The organism is Pseudomonas sp. SWRI77 (genome assembly GCF_014269105.1).
Lineage (GTDB): Bacteria > Pseudomonadota > Gammaproteobacteria > Pseudomonadales > Pseudomonadaceae > Aquipseudomonas > Aquipseudomonas capeferrum.
Genome location: NZ_JABWRV010000003.1, coordinates 204,451 through 224,554 on the forward strand (window position 1 = coordinate 204,451; position 20,104 = coordinate 224,554).

A 20,104-nucleotide genomic window follows, 5' to 3' on the forward strand; every position below is an offset into this window, starting at 1 on the left:
CAGCGGCCCCTACACGACCCCGACGCAGCTACATATCGTCGAAGTACCGCTCGTGCCACTCCACCAGCGGCTGCGGCGAGTTGAGCTTCTGCCCGTAGATCACCGAATACGACAGCACGTTCTGCACATACTGACGTGTCTCATCGAAGGGTATCGATTCGACCCAGACATCGAAGCTCAAATGCTTGGCGCCCTTGAGCCACTGGCGTACTCGTCCGGGGCCTGCGTTATAGGCCGCAGAAGCCAGTACCCGGTTGCCATTGAACTGGCTGTGTACCTGGCTCAGGTACGCGGCCCCCAACTGGATGTTCTTGTCCGGGTTGAACACCTGCGCAGGCGAGGCCAGCGGGATGCTGAACTTGCGCGCGGTTTCCTTGGCAGTGGCCGGCATCAGTTGCATGAGGCCGCTGGCGCCCACGCTGGAGCGTGCATCTTCCATGAAGGCGCTTTCCTGGCGGGTGATGGCGAACACCCAGCTCGAATGCAGCCCACGGACCTTGGCCTCGCGCACCAGGGTGTCGCGGTGGGCCATCGGGAAGCGGATATCCAGGTCATCCCAGTACTTCGCCTGGCTGATGGTGCGGATGGCCGGGAAGTACCAGCGCAGGTCGTAGGCCAGGCGTGCCTGGGCGACCATCTCGTCGCGGTTGAAGTGGCGGCTGACGTGGTACCACTCGCGGCGCCCATCGACGATCTGCCCGCGGGCATGGAATTCCAGCGCGCGCTGGATGCCCGGGGTGTTGCGCACCTTGCTGACCAGTTGCGGGCTCAGTACCAGTGGCTTGTTGTTCAACTGGTAGGGGGTCTGCGCCCGGTCGGCTGCAAGGAACCCATAGAAATCACGCTCGCGCGCCACGGTCTTGTACAGCAGGGTGACCTGCGGGTTGTTCGGCTGGGCCAGCTCAAGGCTGCGGGCTTGCCAGTACTTCCAGCGGCTACTGCTGGCCAGGTCCTGGGGCAGGCGTTTGGTCAGCTCGTAGGCATCCTCCCAGCGGCCCAGGCGCAGCAGCAGGCGCAGGCGCCATTCGCTGACGGTGTTGTCACGCAGCTCGGGGTCGTAGCGGGTCATCAGGTCGAGCGCGCGAGGGTCGTAACGGCGCGCCAGGGTCAGGCCGATTTCGCGGGCGATGGCGACTTTTTCATCGCGCGAGAAGTGCATGCGCTGGGCGTAGTCGTCGAGCAGCGCCATGGCCCGCTCCGGGTTCTGCCGGGCCAGGCGGCGCAGGCCGAGGCTGACCACGTCGGACATGGCTTCGTTGACCGGGCTGAAGCGCGATGGCTGGTTGAGCAGCTCGGGCTTTTGCGCCACGTCGATCAGCAGACGCCCTTGTGGGCCGAGGGTGGTCAAGGTCTTGACCAGGTTGTTGGCCAGGCCGTAGTTGCGTGCCTGTGCCGCCAGTTTGGCGCGGTTCCAGCGCTTGGCCTCGGTCAGTTGGCCTTCGGCGGCCCACATGCCGAACAGGGTGTCACAGGCCGCCGGTTGCGACTTGCCGACGTTCCACAGCTTGTCGGCCGTGGCATAGCCTTCGGCGCGCAGGCCGTGGCTCAACTGGTACTGGCCGTTGAGGCAGTCCAGTTCGGTGAAATTGAGTTTGGGGTCGTAGTACTTGACGAAAGTATTCCATTCGCCGCGCTCGGCCAGCCAGCGCAACCAGCGCAGTTTCATCCAGTTGGACTGGGGCAGGTCGCCATGCTTGGCCAGGAACCCTTCGATCTCCTCGTTGCTGGCGCTTTTCAGGCGCGCGGTCAGCTCGTCGTACGTGAGGTAAGGCGTCAGCGGGTAGTCGCGCAACTGTTGGGCATAGCGCAGGTAAGGGCCTTTGTCGCCCTTGGCCAGGGCGCGCTTGGCCTCGTCGTAGTACTGGCGTTGTTGAGTGAGGTCGAGGGCCTGCGCCGCGCTGGCGGTGGCGGCGGTAAGCAGCAGGCAGGATGCAATCTGTAACAGGCGGCTGCGCATGATACGTCCGGGCAGTTGAACCATGGGGAAGTGACGGCGAAGCCAGCACTGTTGGAAGCTATGGCCTTAGCTTAGCCGTTTGCCGGCGGCAGATGAAAGCACAGTGCTTGTATCAAGACATTAAGTTCGACCAGATGTCGTAAAGCCCTCGCAGGGTGGTCAACTTAATGCCCTCGGGCCCCAAGTCAGGTAGAATGCGCGCCCGATTTCTGGAGACCAATATGACCCTGCTCAAATTCAGCGATGTGTCCCTCGCATTCGGCGCCATGCCGCTGCTGGACAAAGTGTCCTGGCAGATCGCTCGTGGTGAGCGGGTGTGCATCATCGGCCGCAACGGCACCGGCAAGTCGAGCATGATGCGCCTGGTCAAGGGCGAACAGAAGGGCGACGACGGTGAGATCTGGCGCGCCCCGGGCCTGAAAATCGGCGAGCTGCCGCAAGAGTTGCCGCTGGCCGACGAGCGCAGCGTGTTCGATGTGGTGGCCGAGGGCCTTGACGGCGTGGGTGCGCTGCTGGCCGAGTTCCACCACCTGAGCCAGAACATCCAGGGCGACGAAGACCTGGAAAAACTCATGCACGTTCAGCACGAACTCGAAGCCCGTGACGGCTGGCGCCTGCAGCAAGTGGTGGATAGCACCCTGAGCCGCCTGCAACTGCCCGCCGACAAGACCCTGGCCGAGCTGTCCGGTGGCTGGCGTCGCCGTGTGCTGCTGGCCCAGGCGCTGGTGTCCGAGCCTGACCTGCTGCTGCTCGATGAACCGACCAACCACCTGGACATCGGTGCGATCGCCTGGCTTGAAGAGGCGCTGCGCGGGTTCAATGGTGCGGTGCTGTTCATTACCCACGACCGCTCCTTCCTGCAAAACCTCGCGACCCGCATCCTCGAACTGGACCGCGGTGGCCTGATCGACTGGAACGGCGACTACGCCAGCTTCCTGGTGCACAAGGAAGCCGCGCTGGCCGCGGAAGAAACCGCCAACGCGCTGTTCGACAAGCGCCTGGCCCAGGAAGAAGTGTGGATCCGCCAGGGCATCAAGGCCCGCCGTACCCGCAACGAAGGGCGTGTGCGTGCCCTCAAGGCCTTGCGCGTCGAACGCGGCGAGCGCCGTGAGCGTCAGGGCAAGGCGAACATCCAGATCGAAGCGGCCGACAAGTCCGGCAAGCAGGTCATGGTGCTGGAGAACGTCAGCTTCGCCCATGCCGAAGGCCCGATGCTGGTCAAGGACTTCTCCATGGTCCTGCAGCGCCAGGATCGCATTGGCCTGCTGGGTGCCAACGGTACCGGCAAGACCACCTTGCTCAAACTGATGCTCGGCGACCTGGAGCCTACCTCGGGCAAGGTCGAGCGTGGCACCAAGCTGGAAGTGGCGTATTTCGACCAGATGCGTCATCAGCTCGATCTGGAAAAAACCGTGATCGACAACCTGGCCGAAGGCCGTGATTTCATCGAGATCGATGGCCAGAACCGCCACGTGCTGAGCTACCTGGGCGACTTCCTGTTCAGCCCCCAGCGTGCCCGGACCCCGGTCAAGGCGCTGTCGGGTGGCGAGCGTGCACGTTTGCTGCTGGCCAAGCTGTTCAGCAAGCCGGCCAACCTGCTGGTGCTCGACGAACCGACCAACGACCTGGACGTGGAAACCCTCGAACTGCTGGAAGAGGTGCTGGCCAACTACAAGGGCACGGTGCTGATGGTCAGCCACGACCGGGCCTTCCTCGACAACGTCGTCACCAGCACCCTGGTGTTCGAAGGTGGGGGCAAGGTACGCGAGTATGTCGGCGGCTATGAGGACTGGATCCGTCAGGGCGGTTCGCCCAAGCTGCTGGGGGTAACCGAGAGCAAAGGCGGCAAGTCCGAACTCAACAGCGCGGTGGTTGAGAAGCAGGAAGTGCAAGCGGCACCGGCGCCGGTGGCGGCTGCTGCCGATGCCTCGAAGAAGAAGCTCAGCTACAAGCTGCAGCGTGAGCTGGAGATGCTGCCTGGGCAAATCGACGAGGTCGAACAGCGCATGGCGGCGGCCCAGGAAGAGGTCAATGCACCAGGTTTCTATCAGCGGTCGATCGAAGAGACCACCGCGGTGCTGGCCAAGATCGAGCAGTTGCAGGCAGAGCTGGATGTGCTGGTAGAGCGCTGGGCCGAGCTGGAAGGGTGATCAGCTTTTGATCTGCACTGGCTTCTTCGCGGGTAAACCCGCGAAGAAGCTGGCACAGGTCAACTCATTCCTTCTTCAGCAAGCGCACTGCCAGCACATCGCAGGGTGCGCCGTGCAGTACATCGTTGGCGGTGGAGCCCAGCAGCAACGCCAGGCCATGCCGGCCATGGCTGCCCACGACGATCAGGTCGCACTTCTGGTCCTTGGCCAGTTGGTGGATTTCCTGGCGTGGCTGGCCGTAGGTCAGGTGCGAATCGCCGCGCTTGATGTCCGGGTACTTGTTGAACAGGCGGTCCATGCGCTCTTTGGCCTGGTCGAACTGCTGTTGTTGCAGTTGCGACAGGTCCATGGGGACGTCACCGCCAAAAGCCATGGCCATGGGTTCGACGATGTGCACCAGCGAGACCTTGGCGTTGTACGGCGCTGCCAGCGCCATGGCACGCTTGATCACCGGGTCGCATTCCTCGGTCAGGTCGACGGCAACCAGAAGATGTTCGTAGGACATGAGCGGTACTCCTGACAATCGCGATAGAAGAAGTATGGTCGCTTTCGGGCGGGTCTTCCGTGAAAAATGGCTAACCAGCTCATTTGCAACGCTTTATGGGGTCTACTGATATGACGGTATTGCTGGTGGTGTCAATCCTTGCGCTGATTCTCAGCCCGCTTTCCTGGTTGCGCACGTCGCGCAAGCAGAGCGAGCAGATGAACCTGCGCCTGGAAGCGCGGCGCATGGGGCTGGCCATGCAGCTGGCGCCCCAGCAGTGGCCGCACTGGCTGGAAAAGGAGCCGCCAAGCCCCTGCCCGCAGTACCATCGCGCACGGCGCCGGGGGCGTGAGGACAGCTTCTGTTACTGGCAGGTCACGCCGGGCGTGTGGTGGAACCAGTGGCGCGAGCCGTGTGAGGACCCGCGCCTTGCCGAGGCCTTTGCGCGCTTGCCCGCCAGCGTCTACAAGGTCGAAGCCGACCCGCGCATGATCGCCTTGTACTGGACCGAGCGAGGCGATAAATCTGTATTGCAGGATATTGCCCAGGTCTTCGAAACGCTCGCCTGACACATGGCTTAACGACAAAGCGGCGGCTTGGCAGAGCCCCTGAAGGGGTGGGGTGCCAAGTCGCCGCTTTGCGTTCTGCTGCGCAGAAAAGGCCAGGCAGGCCGGGAATGCTTGAAGCCATTGGCATTGTAGTCGGCTGCCAGTGAAATGCCGGAAAAATCTTCCCCTCGCAGGGTCACGCCCTCCTCCTCGTGGTCAATCGCTGACATGAATGCCCCGTGATCACTGACGTCATGCTTTGTACCCAGACGCTACAAAATGACCGGAAAGTCGTGTTTTCACTCTGTGCGTGAGCATTTGACAACGCTGATCTTTTCGGAGAATGTGTGCACACCCAAATCAAACGGGCGTATGAATTGAGCGTTTGTATGTCACACGGCTCGTTCATAGTCCCGACTAGCGCGCTGACGGGTGTGCCTGGGGCAGGGCCACATGGCCTGCCTGGGCAGCAGCGACCGGCGTGTACAGTTAGCTTCCATATCGTGGAGATCAGTTGATGATTTACGAAGGTAAAGCCATCACGGTTAAGGCTCTTGAAAGTGGCATCGTCGAACTCAAGTTCGACCTCAAGGGTGAGTCCGTCAACAAATTCAACCGCCTGACCCTGAACGAGCTTCGCCAAGCCGTCGATGCCATCAAGGCCGACGCTTCGGTCAAAGGCGTAATCGTCAGCAGTGGCAAGGACGTGTTCATCGTCGGCGCCGACATCACCGAGTTCGTCGACAACTTCAAGCTGCCCGAGGCCGAACTGGTCGCTGGCAACCTGGAAGCCAACCGCATCTTCAACGCCTTCGAAGACCTCGAAGTGCCGACCGTAGCCGCCATCAACGGCATCGCCCTGGGCGGCGGCCTGGAAATGTGCCTGGCGGCCGACTACCGGGTCATGTCCAGCAGCGCCAAGATTGGCCTGCCTGAAGTCAAACTGGGTATCTACCCAGGCTTTGGCGGTACTGTGCGCCTGCCACGCCTGATCGGCTCGGACAACGCTGTCGAGTGGATTGCGGCCGGCAAGGAAAACCGCGCCGAAGACGCCCTGAAAGTAGGCGCCGTCGATGCCGTGGTCGCCCCGGAGATGCTGCAGGCTGGTGCCCTTGACCTGATCAAGCGCGCCATCAGCGGCGAGCTGGACTACAAGGCCAAGCGCCAGCCGAAACTGGAAAAACTCAAGCTCAATGCCATCGAGCAGATGATGGCGTTCGAGACGGCCAAGGGCTTCGTTGCCGGCCAGGCTGGGCCGAACTACCCAGCGCCGGTCGAAGCGATCAAGAGCATTCAGAAAGCCGCCAACTTCGGCCGTGACAAGGCCCTGGAAATCGAGGCCGCTGGCTTTGCCAAGCTGGCCAAGACCTCGGTTGCCGAGAGCCTGATCGGCCTGTTCCTGAATGACCAGGAGCTCAAGCGCAAGGCCAAGGCCCATGACGAAATCGCCCACGACGTGAAGCAGGCTGCCGTGCTCGGCGCCGGCATCATGGGTGGCGGTATCGCCTACCAGTCGGCGGTCAAGGGCACGCCGATTCTGATGAAGGACATCCGCGAGGACGCCATCCAGCTGGGCTTGAATGAAGCCTCCAAGCTGCTGGGCAATCGCGTCGAGAAGGGCCGCCTGACCCCGGCGAAGATGGCTGAAGCACTCAATGCCATCCGTCCGACCCTGTCCTACGGTGATTTCGCCAACGTCGATATCGTCGTCGAGGCCGTGGTCGAGAACCCTAAGGTCAAGCAAGCTGTGCTGGCAGAAGTCGAAGGCCAGGTGAAAGAGGATGCCATCCTCGCGTCCAACACCTCGACCATCTCCATCAACCTGCTGGCCAAGGCGCTCAAGCGCCCCGAGAACTTCGTCGGCATGCACTTCTTCAACCCGGTGCACATGATGCCGCTGGTCGAAGTGATTCGTGGCGAGAAGTCCAGTGATGTGGCGGTTGCCACCACCGTGGCCTACGCCAAGAAGATGGGCAAGAACCCGATCGTGGTCAACGACTGCCCGGGCTTTTTGGTCAACCGCGTGCTGTTCCCGTACTTCGGCGGCTTCGCCAAGCTGGTCAGTGCAGGGGTCGACTTCGTGCGCATCGACAAGGTCATGGAGCGCTTCGGCTGGCCCATGGGCCCTGCATACCTGATGGACGTGGTCGGCATCGACACCGGCCACCATGGCCGCGACGTCATGGCCGAGGGCTTCCCGGACCGCATGAAAGACGAGCGCCGCTCGGCGATAGACGCCCTGTACGAGGCCAACCGCCTGGGCCAGAAGAACGGCAAAGGCTTCTACGCCTACGAGACCGACAAGCGCGGCAAGCCGAAGAAGGTGTTCGATGCCGCCGTGCTCGACGTGCTCAAGCCGATCGTGTTCGAGCAACGTGAAGTCAGCGACGACGACATCATCAACTGGATGATGGTCCCGCTGTGCCTGGAGACCGTGCGCTGCCTGGAAGACGGCATTGTCGAGACCGCCGCCGAAGCTGACATGGGTCTGGTCTACGGCATTGGCTTCCCTCCGTTCCGCGGTGGTGCGCTGCGCTACATCGACTCGATTGGTGTCGCCGAATTCGTCGCCCTGGCCGATCAGTACGCCGACCTGGGGCCGCTGTACCACCCGACCGCGAAGCTGCGCGAAATGGCCAAGAGCGGCCAGCGTTTCTTCAACTGAGCGGCCAACGCAAGAGTAGAGCGAGAGATTTGATATGAGCCTCAATCCAAGAGACGTGGTGATTGTCGACTTCGGTCGCACACCAATGGGCCGCTCCAAGGGTGGCATGCACCGCAACACGCGCGCCGAAGACATGTCCGCGCACCTGATCACCAAGCTGCTGGAACGCAACGGCAAGGTCGACCCTAAAGAGGTCGAGGATGTGATCTGGGGCTGCGTCAACCAGACCCTGGAGCAGGGCTGGAACGTCGCCCGCATGGCCTCGCTGATGACCCCGATCCCGCATACGTCGGCGGCGCAGACCGTCAGCCGTCTGTGCGGGTCGTCGATGAGTGCGCTGCACACCGCTGCCCAGGCAATCATGACTGGCAATGGCGATGTGTTCGTGGTCGGGGGTGTCGAGCACATGGGCCACGTCAGCATGATGCATGGCGTCGACCCCAACCCGCACCTGTCCTTGCATGCCGCCAAGGCTTCCGGAATGATGGGCCTGACTGCAGAGATGCTCGGCAAAATGCATGGCATCAGCCGCGAACAGCAAGATCTGTTCGGCCTGCGTTCGCACCAGTTCGCCCACAAGGCGACGGTCGAAGGCAAGTTCAAGGACGAGATCATCCCGATGCAGGGCTATGACGAGAACGGCTTCCTGAAGGTCTTCGATTTCGACGAGACCATTCGCCCGGAAACCACCCTCGAAGGGCTGGCGTCGCTCAAGCCTGCGTTCAACCCCAAAGGTGGCACCGTTACCGCCGGTACTTCGTCGCAGATTACCGACGGCGCTTCGTGCATGATCGTCATGTCTGGCCAGCGTGCCATGGACCTGGGTATCCAGCCATTGGCGGTGCTTCGCTCGATGGCCGTGGCCGGTGTCGACCCGGCGATCATGGGCTACGGCCCGGTGCCGGCGACCCAGAAAGCCCTCAAGCGCGCCGGCCTGACCATGGCCGATATCGACTTCATCGAGCTCAACGAAGCCTTCGCTGCACAGGCCCTGCCAGTGCTCAAAGATTTGAAAGTGCTCGACAAGATGGATGAGAAGGTTAACCTGCACGGCGGCGCCATTGCTTTGGGCCACCCGTTCGGTTGCTCTGGGGCACGGATTTCCGGCACCCTGCTCAACGTCATGAAGCAGAATGGCGGTACTCTGGGGGTCGCTACCATGTGCGTCGGCCTCGGCCAGGGCATCACCACTGTCTTCGAACGCGTCTGATCGCGTTGCGGGACAGCAGCCGGGGCCATGTGCCCCGGTTTTTGTTTTTTACAAGATTTGTTCAAGAGGGTGAGTAGCATGCAGATACAGCCAGGCGTATACCGGCACTACAAGGGGCCTGAGTACCGTGTCTTCAGTGTTGCGCAGCACTCCGAGAGCGAAGAGTGGATGGTGTTCTACCAATGCCTGTATGGTGATTACGGGTTCTGGGTACGCCCCCTTTCGATGTTCCAGGAGTCCGTCGAGGTTGACGGCGAGCAGGTGCCACGCTTTGCTTTGGTCAAGGCCGAAGAGGGGCTGCCAGGGTTGCTTGGCAAGTCGCACGTGTGAACGACCGCGCTTGACCTCACTCTTTTGCCACTATATATAGCGGTGCCGCGTCTGGCACCTGACGCGTTTTTCATCTTTCAGATTCAGGAATACTCCGATCCATGGGCAAATCGCTGGTCATTGTGGAATCCCCGGCCAAGGCCAAGACCATCAACAAGTACCTGGGCAACCAGTACGTGGTGAAGTCGAGTATCGGCCATATCCGAGACCTCCCCACCAGCGGTTCGGCCAGCGCTAGCAAAGAGCCGGCCGCCAAGCGTGGCAAGGCTGCGGGTGAGGCGCCGGCCCTTTCGCCGAAAGAAAAGGCACGCCGCCAACTGGTGGCGCGCATGGGGGTCGACCCCGATCACGGCTGGAAGGCCAAGTACGAGATCCTGCCTGGCAAGGAAAAGGTGATCGAAGAACTGCGCCGCCTGGCCAAGGACGCCGACACCATCTATCTCGCAACCGACTTGGACCGCGAAGGGGAGGCCATCGCATGGCACCTGCGCGAAGCCATCGGTGGTGACGACAGCCGCTACAAGCGCGTGGTGTTCAACGAAATTACCAAGAAGGCCATCCAGGAGGCCTTCTCGCAACCGGGCGAGCTGGACATCGACCGCGTCAATGCCCAGCAGGCGCGACGCTTCCTCGATCGCGTGGTTGGCTACATGGTTTCGCCGCTGTTGTGGGCCAAGATTGCCCGTGGCTTGTCGGCCGGCCGGGTCCAGTCGGTAGCGGTGAAGCTGGTGGTCGAGCGCGAACGCGAGATCCGCGCCTTCATCCCCGAAGAGTACTGGGAGATCCACGCCGACCTCGGCACCGCCAAGAACGCCAAGGTGCGTTTCGAAGTGGCGCGCGAGAAGGGTGAGGCGTTCAAGCCGCTGAATGAAGCACAGACCATGGCTGCGTTGGAGAAGCTCAAGGCTTCCAGCTACAGCGTGGTCAAGCGAGAAGACCGCCCGACCAGCAGCAAGCCGTCGGCGCCGTTCATTACCTCCACCTTGCAGCAGGCGGCGAGCAATCGCCTGGGCTTCGGGGTGAAGAAAACCATGATGATGGCCCAGCGTCTGTACGAAGCCGGCTACATCACTTATATGCGTACCGACTCGACCAACCTGTCGGCTGATGCCCTGGACATGGCGCGTGGCTACATCGAGCGCGAGTTCGGCAAGCAGTACCTGCCGGAAAACCCGCTGGTGTATAGCAGCAAGGAAGGGGCTCAGGAGGCGCACGAAGCGATTCGTCCTTCCGACGTCAACACCCACCCGACCAAGCTCAGTGGCATGGAGCGCGACGCAGAGCGCCTGTACGAGTTGATCTGGCGCCAGTTCCTGGCCTGCCAGATGCCGCCGGCGCAGTACCTGTCCACCAGCGTCACTGTAGCCGCTGGCGACTTCGAGCTGCGTGCCAAGGGCCGTATCCTCAAGTTCGACGGTTACACCCGTGTGCTGCCGCAACAGAGCAAGCCTGGCGAAGACGACGTACTGCCGGAGATGGTCCAGGGTGAAGCGCTCCAGCTGATCCAGATCGACCCGAGCCAGCACTTCACCAAGCCACCGGCGCGGTTCACCGAAGCCAGCCTGGTCAAGGAAATGGAAAAGCGCGGCATCGGCCGCCCGTCGACCTACGCCGCGATCATCTCGACCATCCAGGACCGTGGCTATGTGACCCTGCACAACCGCCGCTTCTACTCCGAGAAGATGGGCGACATCGTCACCGAGCGCCTGTCCGAGAGCTTCGCCAACCTGATGGACTACGGCTTCACCGCCGGCATGGAAGAAAACCTCGACGACGTGGCCCAGGGCGAGCGTGACTGGAAGAACGTGCTCGACGAGTTCTACGGCGACTTCAGCAAAAAACTGCAGACAGCCGAGTCGGCCGAAAACGGCATGCGTGCCAACCAGCCGACCATGACCAACATTGCCTGCAAGGAATGTGGTCGCCCAATGATGATTCGCACCGCCTCGACGGGCGTGTTCCTTGGCTGCTCGGGCTACACCCTGCCGCCCAAGGAGCGTTGCAAGGCAACCGTCAACCTGGTGCCGGGTGACGAAATTGCAGCGGACGATGAAGGCGAGTCGGAATCCCGTGTTCTCTTGGGCAAGCACCGCTGCCCGATCTGCGCCACGGCGATGGACGCTTACCTGCTGGACGAGAAGCACAAGCTGCACATCTGCGGTAACAACCCGGACTGTGTGGGCTACGAGATCGAAGAGGGTAGCTACCGCATCAAGGGCTACGAAGGGCCGAGCCTGGAGTGCGACAAGTGTGGCAGCGAGATGCAGCTCAAGACCGGCCGCTTCGGCAAGTTCTTCGGTTGCACCAACCCTGCGTGCAAGAACACCCGTAAGCTGCTCAAGAGCGGTGAGGCGGCGCCACCGAAGATGGACAAGGTGGACATGCCGGAGCTCAAGTGCGAGAAGGTCGATGACACCTACGTGTTGCGTGACGGTGCTTCGGGGTTGTTCCTGGCGGCCAGCCAGTTCCCGAAAAACCGCGAGACACGTGCACCACTGGTGTTGGAGATTGTCCCGCACAAGCATGAGATCGATCCGAAGTACCACTTCCTCTGCGATGCACCGCAGAAAGACCCGGAAGGGCGTCCAGCGGTAATTCGCTACAGCCGCAAGACCAAGGAGCAGTATGTGCAGTCCGAGGTCGATGGCAAGCCGACCGGCTGGAAGGCGTTCTACGACGGTAATGCGTGGAAGGTTGAAGACAAACGCTGATTGGCGTTGAACTGGGGGCCGCTTTGCGGCCCCCAGTCATTTCAGGGACATTCAGCTTGCGGCCGGGCAGGGCTTGCCGGAAACTGGCTGCAATCGTTCTGCATCTCAGGGGAGGGCATTGAAATGGCCCAGGAACTCTACACCCGCACCAATCAGAAGCTGTTCTTCGCAGGCCTCGCACTCGAGTCCATGGCCAAGGCCGAACAGGGCCAGGCCATGAACGCCCAGGGCCTGGTCCAGGCCGAACGCGAATCGGCACTGTTCCACCTGTACGGTGCTCTGCTGGGGCTGTGCCATGAGATCGGCGGTTTCTACCGCTTGCCGGCAGGGGCTAATGTCGAGCAGCTGCTGGCTGGCGATGCTTTCAATGAGATTGCTATCCCGGAGGTGGCCGAGCTGCTGGAATTGTCCCGCCAGCGGGAAACCTGGCTGGCGCAAATGCTCAGTGCTTATGCCGATCTGTTCCGACCACCGGTCGCGAAAAAAACGCCTAAAACCGATGTCACCCAGCCGTTGATCCAGGCCGTCAATCTCGATGAGCCCGAGCAACCCGCGCTGTCGCGTGAAGAATTGGAAAGCTGGCGCAGCAACCTCAAAAGCTTGGTGAGACGTTTCCGTGACGCGTTGAGTGAGTGCTGATAGCCGCTGCGGCTGGTACAATGCTGGCCTTTCGTGGAGAACAGCCTTTTATGTCTACGTCTTTTCTGGAAATTGTCGAGTTGCCTGATGGCCGGATCGAACTGCGTCGTGCGGAGGATGAGGGCTCTCTGGTAACCCTGGATTTCTCGGAAGACGCCAAGGTGTTCCTGCAGGGTCAGCATGTGGAAGTGGCCAAGGCCATGCTCAGTGTGGGCGTGCAGATGGCAGGTCGCCTGATGGACGGCGAGCTCGAACGCGAAGAAGGCCCTCGCGTTCTGCATTGATCGGCGTGCAGGGTATCAGCGGTTTCTGAGTGACAGGCAAAGCCTGAACATCAGCCGAGGCGGATGTTCAGGCTTTGTGCGTTTCCGGCACTGGCTGAGCGAAGCAGCAGTTGACGCGCGCTGGCATTGACGCTGCCAAGCCAGCTGACCACGGTGTGGCTGCGGCCCAGGCGCAGCGCTTCGCAAGTGAGTTGCAGTGGGCTCTGATTGCCACGAGGGTGCAGCAGCAGGATGCGTTCGCGGTTGAGGCCGGCATCGCGCAACCAGGCCTGGGTCAGGCTTGCGGGTGGGGCGATCAGGGTCAACCAGCGGGCATCGTCCTCTTCGCTCAGTTCGCGCAGCACCGGGGCCAACAGGCTCTGGCAGTGCCCGGCAGCGCCGCGCAGCGACAGCTCGCTGAACAGATCGGGCTGGCTGATCTTGCGCGCCTGCTCACTGGCTTTCAGGCCGGGCAGGATGGGCTGGGCTAGAAATGCTTCGAACAGTGGCAACTGGGCTTGCTCGGGTGCGTGAATGAACTGCTGCATGGCGCCTCCTGGATCAGCGGCGTATGACGCCGACGCTCAAGCCCTCGATCACCAGTTCCTGTTCTTTCAGGTCGACTTCGATGGGGGCGAATTCGGGGTTTTCGGCAAGCAGCCAGACCTTGGTGCCTTCGCGCTTGAAGCGCTTGACGGTCACCTCGTCACCGATGCGGGCGACGACGATCTGGCCATTGCGGGCTTCGCGGCAGGTGTGCACTGCCAGCAGGTCGCCGTCGAAGATGCCGACATCCTTCATGCTCATGCCGTGTACGCGAAGCAGATAGTCGGCGTGAGGGTGGAAGAAGCTCGGGTTGATGTTGCAAGATTGCTCGATGTGCTGCTCGGCGAGGATCGGTGCGCCGGCTGCGACCCGGCCAATGATCGGCAGGCCGTTCTCTTCGGCCTTGGTTTCAAGGCCCGGGATACGGATGCCGCGGGATGCGCCCGGGGTCATCTCGATGGCGCCTTTGCGGGCAAGGGCCTTGAGGTGCTCTTCGGCGGCGTTGGGCGATTTGAAGCCCAGCTCCTGAGCGATTTCAGCGCGCGTCGGAGGGAAACCGTTGTCTTCAAGGCAACGTTTGATGAACGCGAGAATTTCGGCTTGGCGTGGCGTCAGTTTCAACATGGTGAGCGCTCTGTCTTTTTATACAGTGACTGGGATTATATACAGTACTGGATGAGCTGCAAGCGCCAAGCAGCAACAAAAAGTGCCGCGCGGGCCAACTTGTCGCTTGCAGCGTGTAAAGGGGCGCTTTTAAATGGCGACCGCCCGGTCACCGAGCCTTGACAGAAGCAGGACTGAAACGTATGTTTCAAACACCTGTTTGTCTGGCGGAATAATCATGGCCCAATCGGAAACCGTTGAACGCATTCTCGATGCTGCCGAGCAGTTGTTCGCGGAAAGAGGGTTTGCAGAAACGTCGTTGCGGCTGATTACCAGCAAGGCCGGGGTGAACCTGGCAGCGGTCAACTATCACTTCGGTTCCAAGAAGGCCCTGATCCAGGCGGTGTTCTCGCGCTTCCTTGGGCCGTTCTGTGCCAGCCTCGAGCGTGAGCTGGAGCGTCGTCAGGCGCGCCCGGAGCAAAAGCCCAGTCTCGAAGAGCTGTTGGAAATGCTCGTCGAGCAGGCCCTGGCCGTGCAGCCGCGCAGCAATAACGACCTGTCCATCTTCATGCGCCTGTTGGGGCTGGCTTTCAGTCAGAGCCAGGGGCACTTGCGCCGCTACCTGGAAGACATGTACGGCAAGGTGTTCCGCCGCTACATGCTGCTGGTCAACGAGGCTGCACCACGGGTGCCGCCGCTGGAGCTGTTCTGGCGCGTGCATTTCATGCTCGGCGCCGCCGCGTTCAGCATGTCCGGCATCAAGGCCCTGCGTGCCATCGCCGAGACCGATTTCGGCATCAATACCTCGATCGAACAGGTCATGCGCCTGATGGTGCCATTCCTGGCTGCGGGCATGCGCGCCGACAGCGGGGTTACCGACGAAGCGATGGCAGCGGCCCAGCTGCGCCCACGCAGCAAGACCAGCACCAGCGCCACCACCGCCAAGGCCTGAAGGCTGGGCGGGGCAGGGCGCTTCGGCTAAGCTAGCGCCCATGCCCGATCTCGATTTTTTGCACATATCCCTTGCCGACCAGTGCCTCTATGGGTTCACCCAGGGGCGGCTGTGCGTGCGCATGGTGGTTTCTACGGCGCGCAACGGCGCTGGCGAGCGCAACGGTTCGGGCTGCACCCCGCGCGGGCTGCATCAGGTGCGGGCAAAAATTGGCGCGGGCCTGCCGCTGAACGCAGTGTTGCGCGGGCGGCGCTGGACCGGCGAAGTCTGGTCGCCCGAGCTGCAGGCGCAGTTCCCCGGGCGTGACTGGGTGCTCACCCGCATACTCTGGCTCAGTGGCTGCGAGCCGGGCGTCAACCGCCTGGGTGCGGTCGACACGTTCCGGCGCTATATCTACCTGCATGGCACCCCGCTGAGCGAACCTTTGGGCGTGCCGCTGTCCCATGGCTGCATTCGCCTGCACAACACCGATTTGCTTGCCCTGTTCGACCGGGTGCCGGCCCATTGCCGCGTGCGCATCGAACAGGCGGCTTGCCCCCAGTGGGCTTCTTTAAGTCTTCAATAAAGGATTTCCCATGACCGTCAGCCTGCAAGGCTCCCTGATGGTGGACATCGCCGGTAAATGGCTGACCGCCGAAGACCGTCACCTGCTGCGCCAGCCTGAAGTGGCCGGCTTGATCATTTTTGCCCGCAACATCGACAGCCCGCGCCAGGTGCGCGAACTGTGTGCGTCGATCCGCGCGATTCGCCCTGAGTTGATCCTGGCGGTCGACCAGGAGGGGGGTCGGGTACAGCGGCTGCGCCAAGGTTTCGTGCGCCTGCCGGCCATGCGTGCGCTGGCCGACAACGACAACGCCGAGTACCTGGCGGAACAATGCGGCTGGTTGATGGCCACCGAGGTGTTGGCTGTAGGCCTGGACCTGAGCTTTGCGCCGGTGCTGGACCTGGATCACCAGCGCAGCGCCGTGGTCGGCAGCCGCGCCTTCGAAGGTAACCCGCAGCGTGCCACGCAGTTGGCGGCGGCCTTTATCCGTGGCATGAACGCTGCGGGCATGGCAGCCTGTGGCAAGCATTTCCCGGGGCATGGTTGGGCCGAGGCCGATTCCCATGTGGCCATCCCCACTGACGAGCGCAGCCTTGAGCAGTTGCGCCAGGCGGACCTGGTGCCGTTCACCCGGCTCAGCGGGCAACTGGCGGCGGTAATGCCGGCGCACGTGATCTATCCGCAGGTCGACAACCAGCCGGCGGGCTTCTCGCGGCGTTGGTTGCAGGGCATCCTGCGGGGCGAGTTGGGCTTTGACGGGGTGATTTTCAGTGACGACCTGTCCATGGCCGGTGCGCACGTGGTCGGGGATGCCGCCAACCGGATCGAGGCGGCCTTGAGCGCCGGTTGCGACATGGGCCTGGTGTGCAATGACCGGGCGGCGGCGGAGCTGGCATTGAGTGCGGCGCAGCGGCTCAAGGTCAAGCCTTCGCCGCGCATTGCGCGGATGCAGGGGCAGGGCTTTGCACGTACCGATTACCGCCAGCAGCCGCGTTGGCTGGAGGCGTTGGGGGCCTTGAAAGAGGCGCAGTTGATCGACTGAGTTTGGCCAAGAGGCGTATGTCTTGAGGCTTGAGGTGTGTTGGGGATCGAGCGCCGCCCGCGCGGCGCTCGATTCTGAAGGCGCCGTAAACCCCAAGCGGACGCCGTAAGCTCAGGGCCCGCGCTTGCCAGGCAGCGGCGCGAACAGCGCTTCGATCTCCTCATCCCCCAGCCGCCACTGCCCTGCCTGCCCACCATCGAGCAGGCTCGAGGCCAGTGCCGCCTTCTCCTGTTGCAACAACTGGATTTTCTCTTCCACAGTGCCGCGGGTGATCAGCTTGAACACGAACACCGGCTTGTCCTGGCCAATGCGGTAAGCGCGGTCGGTGGCCTGGTTCTCGCTTGCCGGGTTCCACCAGGGGTCGAAGTGGATCACCGTGTCTGCAGCCGTCAGGTTCAGCCCGGTGCCACCTGCCTTGAGGCTGATCAGAAACACCTCGCTGTCCCCCTGCTGGAATGCCTGCACCGGTGTGCGGCGGTCACGGGTGTCGCCGGTCAGCAGGCTGTAACGGACTTTGCGCTTCTGCAGTTCCTGCTCGATCAGTGCCAACATCGAGGTGAACTGGGAGAACAACAATACCCGGCGGCCTTCACTGAGCAGCTCTTCGAGCATTTCCAGAAGCGCCCCGAGCTTGCCCTTGTCGGCCTGGTTGCCCTTGGTTTCAACGCCCTTCACCAGGCGCAGGTCGCAGCACACCTGGCGCAACTTGAGCAGGGCGTCGAGGATGATGATCTGGCTACGCGAGGCGCCATTGCGGGCGATCTCGTCGCGGACCTTCTTGTCCATGGCCACGCGCACGGCTTCGTAGGTGTCGCGCTGGGCGTCGCTGAGCTCGACCCAGTGGACCATTTCGGTCTTGGCAGGCAGCTCGGTGGCTACCTGCTCCTTGGTTCGGCGCAGCAGGAACGGGCGGATGCGGCTGGCCAGGTGGGCCAGGCGCTCGGTATCGCCATGGCGTTCGATCGGGGTCCGGTAGGCCTGGTTGAAGTGCTTGAGGTCGCCCAGCCAGCCAGGCATCAGGAAGTGGAAGATCGACCACAACTCGCCGAGGTTGTTTTCCATGGGCGTGCCGGTCAGGCACAGGCGTTGTTCGGCCTGCAATTCGCAGACGGCGAGGGCCGCCTTGCTGGTGCTGCTTTTGATGTTTTGCGCCTCGTCGAGCACCAGCAGGTGCCAAGGCTGCGCGCGCAGGTGTTCGAGGTCGCGGGGTACCAGGGCGTAGGTGGTCAGGACCAGGTCGTAGTCGTGCAGCGCGGCAAAATGCTTGCTGCGCCCCGGGCCGTGTAACGCCAGCACGCGCAGGTCGGGGGCGAAGCGTTGGGCTTCGTCGAGCCAGTTCGGTACCAGGCTGGTCGGCATCACAGCCAGGGCCGGGGCGGTCAGGCGCCCGGACTGTTTTTCCAGCAGCAGGTGCGCCAGGGCCTGCAGGGTCTTGCCCAGGCCCATGTCATCGCCGAGGATGCCGCCGGTACCCATTTCGCGCAGGGCCTGCAACCAGTTCAGGCCTTGTTGCTGATAGGGGCGCAGGGTGGCGTTCAGCTGCGTGGGCGGCGCGACCTGCAGGTCGCGCGCATCGCGCAGGCGCTTGCCCAAATCGCGCACATGCGCACCACCTTCCCAGTGCAACGGCAGGTGATCGAGTTCGTTCAGGCGCGCGGCATCTGCACGGTCCAGGCGCAGCGAGGGGCCTGCGGCGTGTTCATGCAGGTACAGTTCGCCAAGGGTGCCCATGACGGCCTTGATGCGGCCGTAGGGCAGGGCGACGCGCAACGCAGGGCTGTCGAGGCGGCCGCGGTTGAGGTCGATCAGCAGGTGTTCGTCATCGCTGCGCCGGACCAGTTCGGTGGCGCGCAGCAGCTCCGGGTTGCTGCGTAGCAACTGCAGCACGATCGGCAGCAGGCTGTGGCGCTGGCCATCGACCACGATGCCCAGCTCCAGGTCGAACCATTCATGGCCGGGGGCTTCGTCGATGTTGGCGTACCAGTCGTCCACCTCTTGCAGGTTGAAGGCAAAATCACGGTGGATATCGATCACCCAGCCGTCTTCACGCAGGCGGGCCAAGTCGTTGCGGGCAAAGTGCAGCCAGGCCTCGTCATCCGGCAACTGGTGCATCTCGCCGGCGCTGTCGGGCAGGGCTTTGCTCTGCCGGGTGGCGGCCTTGAAGCCCAGGTCGCGCAAGGCTTTGCGCAGTGCCTGCTCGGCTTTGGGCTGGCGGCGAATGCGCTGGCTGGTGGCATCGACCAGGCGGGTCAGTGGCTTGTCGTCGTTGCCGCGGGTGCGCAGGCCATCGTAGTCGAACGACAGCGCGGCACGGTGCTGCATCTGACGCTGCATGCGGCCGGTCTTGGGCATGTAGGCGCTGAATTCGAGGCTGCCCAAGGTCAGGTGAGGGCGCGGCTGGATGTCATCGATCTGTTCGCTGCGCACGGTTGTGGGGGTCGGCACCTGCCGGTTCAGCGCATTCAAGCGATGGCTCAACGGAATGATCAGGTGCTCGGGAACCGTGGGTGCACTCGCCAACTGACTGGCAATGAACGGGTCAAGGTCATGCAGCAGCTTGCCGGTCTGCCCGTTCTGGGTGTCCACGTAATAGAGTGGGTCGAGCGGCAGTGCCAACCGGTGGGCATGTTCATCATGGTGCCAGGCGCCGCGATAGCTACCGTTGTCCAGTCGCACCCAGCGAAATTCGGCAGGCAGGTCCGGGCCTTGGGCCAGTGGAGCCTGTTGTTCGTCATACAGCAAGCGGCCGGTGGCCAGCGCATACTCATAGAGTTCGGCGCCCTTTTTGCCTTCCAGTCGCGCGATCGGCAGGCTGTAATCCTTGCCGAGGGCATCGATCAGCCGCAGTGCGCGCAAGTCCTCATCGGTCACGTATTTGGGCGTGTAGTAGATGAGCTCGGGCATCGAACTGGGGCGGCCCAGCTTCAAGGTGCCATCGGCCTGCCGGGTGCCTTTGAAGACGCTGAGCATGCATTGGCCATGGTTGTTGCTCACCACGTAGTAGAGTGCGGGGCCTTTTCGCTTGGCAGGCTCCGCAGTGGGTGCGGCTGGTAGTTCCAGCGCCTCCACCCAGTGCGCGAGTTCGGGGGGCAGTTCAAGGGATTGCTGCGCTGACTGCGTGGCAGCAAGGGGCTGGTCTGGCGCGCCTTCGGTAAAGTCCGGGCCACGTTCCAGCACATAGAGCGCCGCCGCGCAGTGCTTGCAATTGTCACCGACCGGGCACGAGCACGTTCCCTCGCATTCAAGGCCGTCCTCGGTCATGTCCAGTTCGATGCGTTGGTAGTATTCGCGGCCGCCGGAACCCGCACATTGAGCGCGGATGGTCAGGTCGAGGATCGATACGATCTTGCTCCTGCCATCCTCGGCATAATCCAGGCCGCGCTGCAGGGTTTTGCGGTCAAACGTGAACGTCCACCCGTCATGCTCGCGGACGAAGAACTGCGCATCGCTCTCGCTCACA

General features: G+C 62.5%; 16 protein-coding genes. 11 read left to right on the top strand and 5 right to left on the bottom strand.

Annotation, left to right across the window (positions count from 1 at the left end; all coding sequences use genetic code 11):
* Positions 1 to 28: 28 nt before the first annotated feature.
* Complete coding sequence (locus HU766_RS04770; protein ID WP_186654024.1) at positions 29 to 1,957, bottom strand: transglycosylase SLT domain-containing protein; 1,929 nt, start codon at positions 1,955 to 1,957, stop codon at positions 29 to 31.
* A 221-nt stretch (positions 1,958 to 2,178) separates the two neighbouring features.
* On the opposite strand from HU766_RS04770, the gene HU766_RS04775 reads away from it, so the two are divergent.
* Entirely contained in the window at positions 2,179 to 4,107 is a 1,929-nt protein-coding gene (locus HU766_RS04775) for an ATP-binding cassette domain-containing protein (protein ID WP_033700430.1), read from the top strand.
* A gap of 64 nt (positions 4,108 to 4,171) precedes the next feature.
* Here HU766_RS04775 and HU766_RS04780 read toward each other — a convergent pair whose 3' ends face one another.
* The gene (locus tag HU766_RS04780; protein ID WP_186654027.1) at positions 4,172 to 4,612 is read right to left on the bottom strand and encodes a universal stress protein; all 441 of its coding nucleotides are present in this window, start codon (positions 4,610 to 4,612) and stop codon (positions 4,172 to 4,174) included.
* Between the two features lie 110 nt (positions 4,613 to 4,722).
* Here HU766_RS04780 and HU766_RS04785 point away from each other — a divergent pair, with 110 nt between their 5' ends.
* From HU766_RS04785 to HU766_RS04815, 7 genes are all read left to right on the top strand, one after another.
* Positions 4,723 to 5,160, top strand: a complete 438-nt coding sequence (locus HU766_RS04785) for a hypothetical protein (protein WP_033700427.1) — start codon at positions 4,723 to 4,725, stop codon at positions 5,158 to 5,160.
* Between the two features lie 496 nt (positions 5,161 to 5,656).
* Positions 5,657 to 7,804 carry a fatty acid oxidation complex subunit alpha FadB gene (fadB, locus tag HU766_RS04790; RefSeq protein WP_186654030.1) on the top strand — a complete coding sequence of 716 codons (2,148 nt, stop codon included), beginning with the start codon at positions 5,657 to 5,659 and terminating at the stop codon, positions 7,802 to 7,804.
* A gap of 34 nt (positions 7,805 to 7,838) precedes the next feature.
* Positions 7,839 to 9,014: an acetyl-CoA C-acyltransferase FadA gene (gene fadA / locus HU766_RS04795; RefSeq protein WP_186654033.1), complete on the top strand. Its 1,176-nt coding sequence runs from the start codon at positions 7,839 to 7,841 to the stop codon at positions 9,012 to 9,014.
* Between the two features lie 78 nt (positions 9,015 to 9,092).
* Complete coding sequence (locus HU766_RS04800; protein WP_033700421.1) at positions 9,093 to 9,344, top strand: DUF1653 domain-containing protein; 252 nt, start codon at positions 9,093 to 9,095, stop codon at positions 9,342 to 9,344.
* A gap of 101 nt (positions 9,345 to 9,445) precedes the next feature.
* A complete protein-coding gene (topA, locus tag HU766_RS04805; protein ID WP_186654036.1) occupies positions 9,446 to 12,055 on the top strand; it encodes a type I DNA topoisomerase in 2,610 nt (869 codons plus the stop codon).
* 123 nt (positions 12,056 to 12,178) lie between these two features.
* Positions 12,179 to 12,694 (top strand): DUF6586 family protein, encoded by a 516-nt coding sequence (locus HU766_RS04810; protein WP_033700416.1) that lies wholly within the window; start codon positions 12,179 to 12,181, stop codon positions 12,692 to 12,694.
* 50 nt (positions 12,695 to 12,744) lie between these two features.
* Positions 12,745 to 12,978, top strand: coding sequence for a hypothetical protein (locus HU766_RS04815; protein ID WP_028632474.1), 234 nt, complete (start codon positions 12,745 to 12,747; stop codon positions 12,976 to 12,978).
* Between the two features lie 50 nt (positions 12,979 to 13,028).
* Here the strand turns inward: HU766_RS04815 and sulA are convergent, their stop codons facing one another.
* Together sulA and lexA are read right to left on the bottom strand one after the other, a co-directional pair.
* Entirely contained in the window at positions 13,029 to 13,505 is a 477-nt protein-coding gene (gene sulA / locus HU766_RS04820) for an SOS-induced cell division inhibitor SulA (RefSeq protein WP_033700413.1), read from the bottom strand.
* 13 nt (positions 13,506 to 13,518) lie between these two features.
* A complete protein-coding gene (lexA, locus tag HU766_RS04825) occupies positions 13,519 to 14,127 on the bottom strand; it encodes a transcriptional repressor LexA (protein WP_033700412.1) in 609 nt (202 codons plus the stop codon).
* 217 nt (positions 14,128 to 14,344) lie between these two features.
* On the opposite strand from lexA, the gene HU766_RS04830 reads away from it, so the two are divergent.
* From HU766_RS04830 to nagZ, 3 genes are read left to right on the top strand one after another with little or no spacing between them, the layout of a single operon-like run.
* On the top strand, positions 14,345 to 15,058 hold the full coding sequence (locus HU766_RS04830; RefSeq protein ID WP_033700410.1) for a TetR/AcrR family transcriptional regulator: 714 nt from the start codon (positions 14,345 to 14,347) through the stop codon (positions 15,056 to 15,058).
* A gap of 40 nt (positions 15,059 to 15,098) precedes the next feature.
* Positions 15,099 to 15,623, top strand: coding sequence for a L,D-transpeptidase (locus HU766_RS04835; protein WP_033700407.1), 525 nt, complete (start codon positions 15,099 to 15,101; stop codon positions 15,621 to 15,623).
* A gap of 22 nt (positions 15,624 to 15,645) precedes the next feature.
* Positions 15,646 to 16,644 (top strand): beta-N-acetylhexosaminidase, encoded by a 999-nt coding sequence (nagZ, locus tag HU766_RS04840; RefSeq protein ID WP_186654231.1) that lies wholly within the window; start codon positions 15,646 to 15,648, stop codon positions 16,642 to 16,644.
* A gap of 111 nt (positions 16,645 to 16,755) precedes the next feature.
* On the opposite strand, the gene HU766_RS04845 is transcribed toward nagZ, so the two are convergent.
* Positions 16,756 to 20,103 (bottom strand): SNF2-related protein, encoded by a 3,348-nt coding sequence (locus HU766_RS04845; RefSeq protein WP_186654039.1) that lies wholly within the window; start codon positions 20,101 to 20,103, stop codon positions 16,756 to 16,758.
* Between the last annotated feature and the right edge of the window lies 1 nt (position 20,104).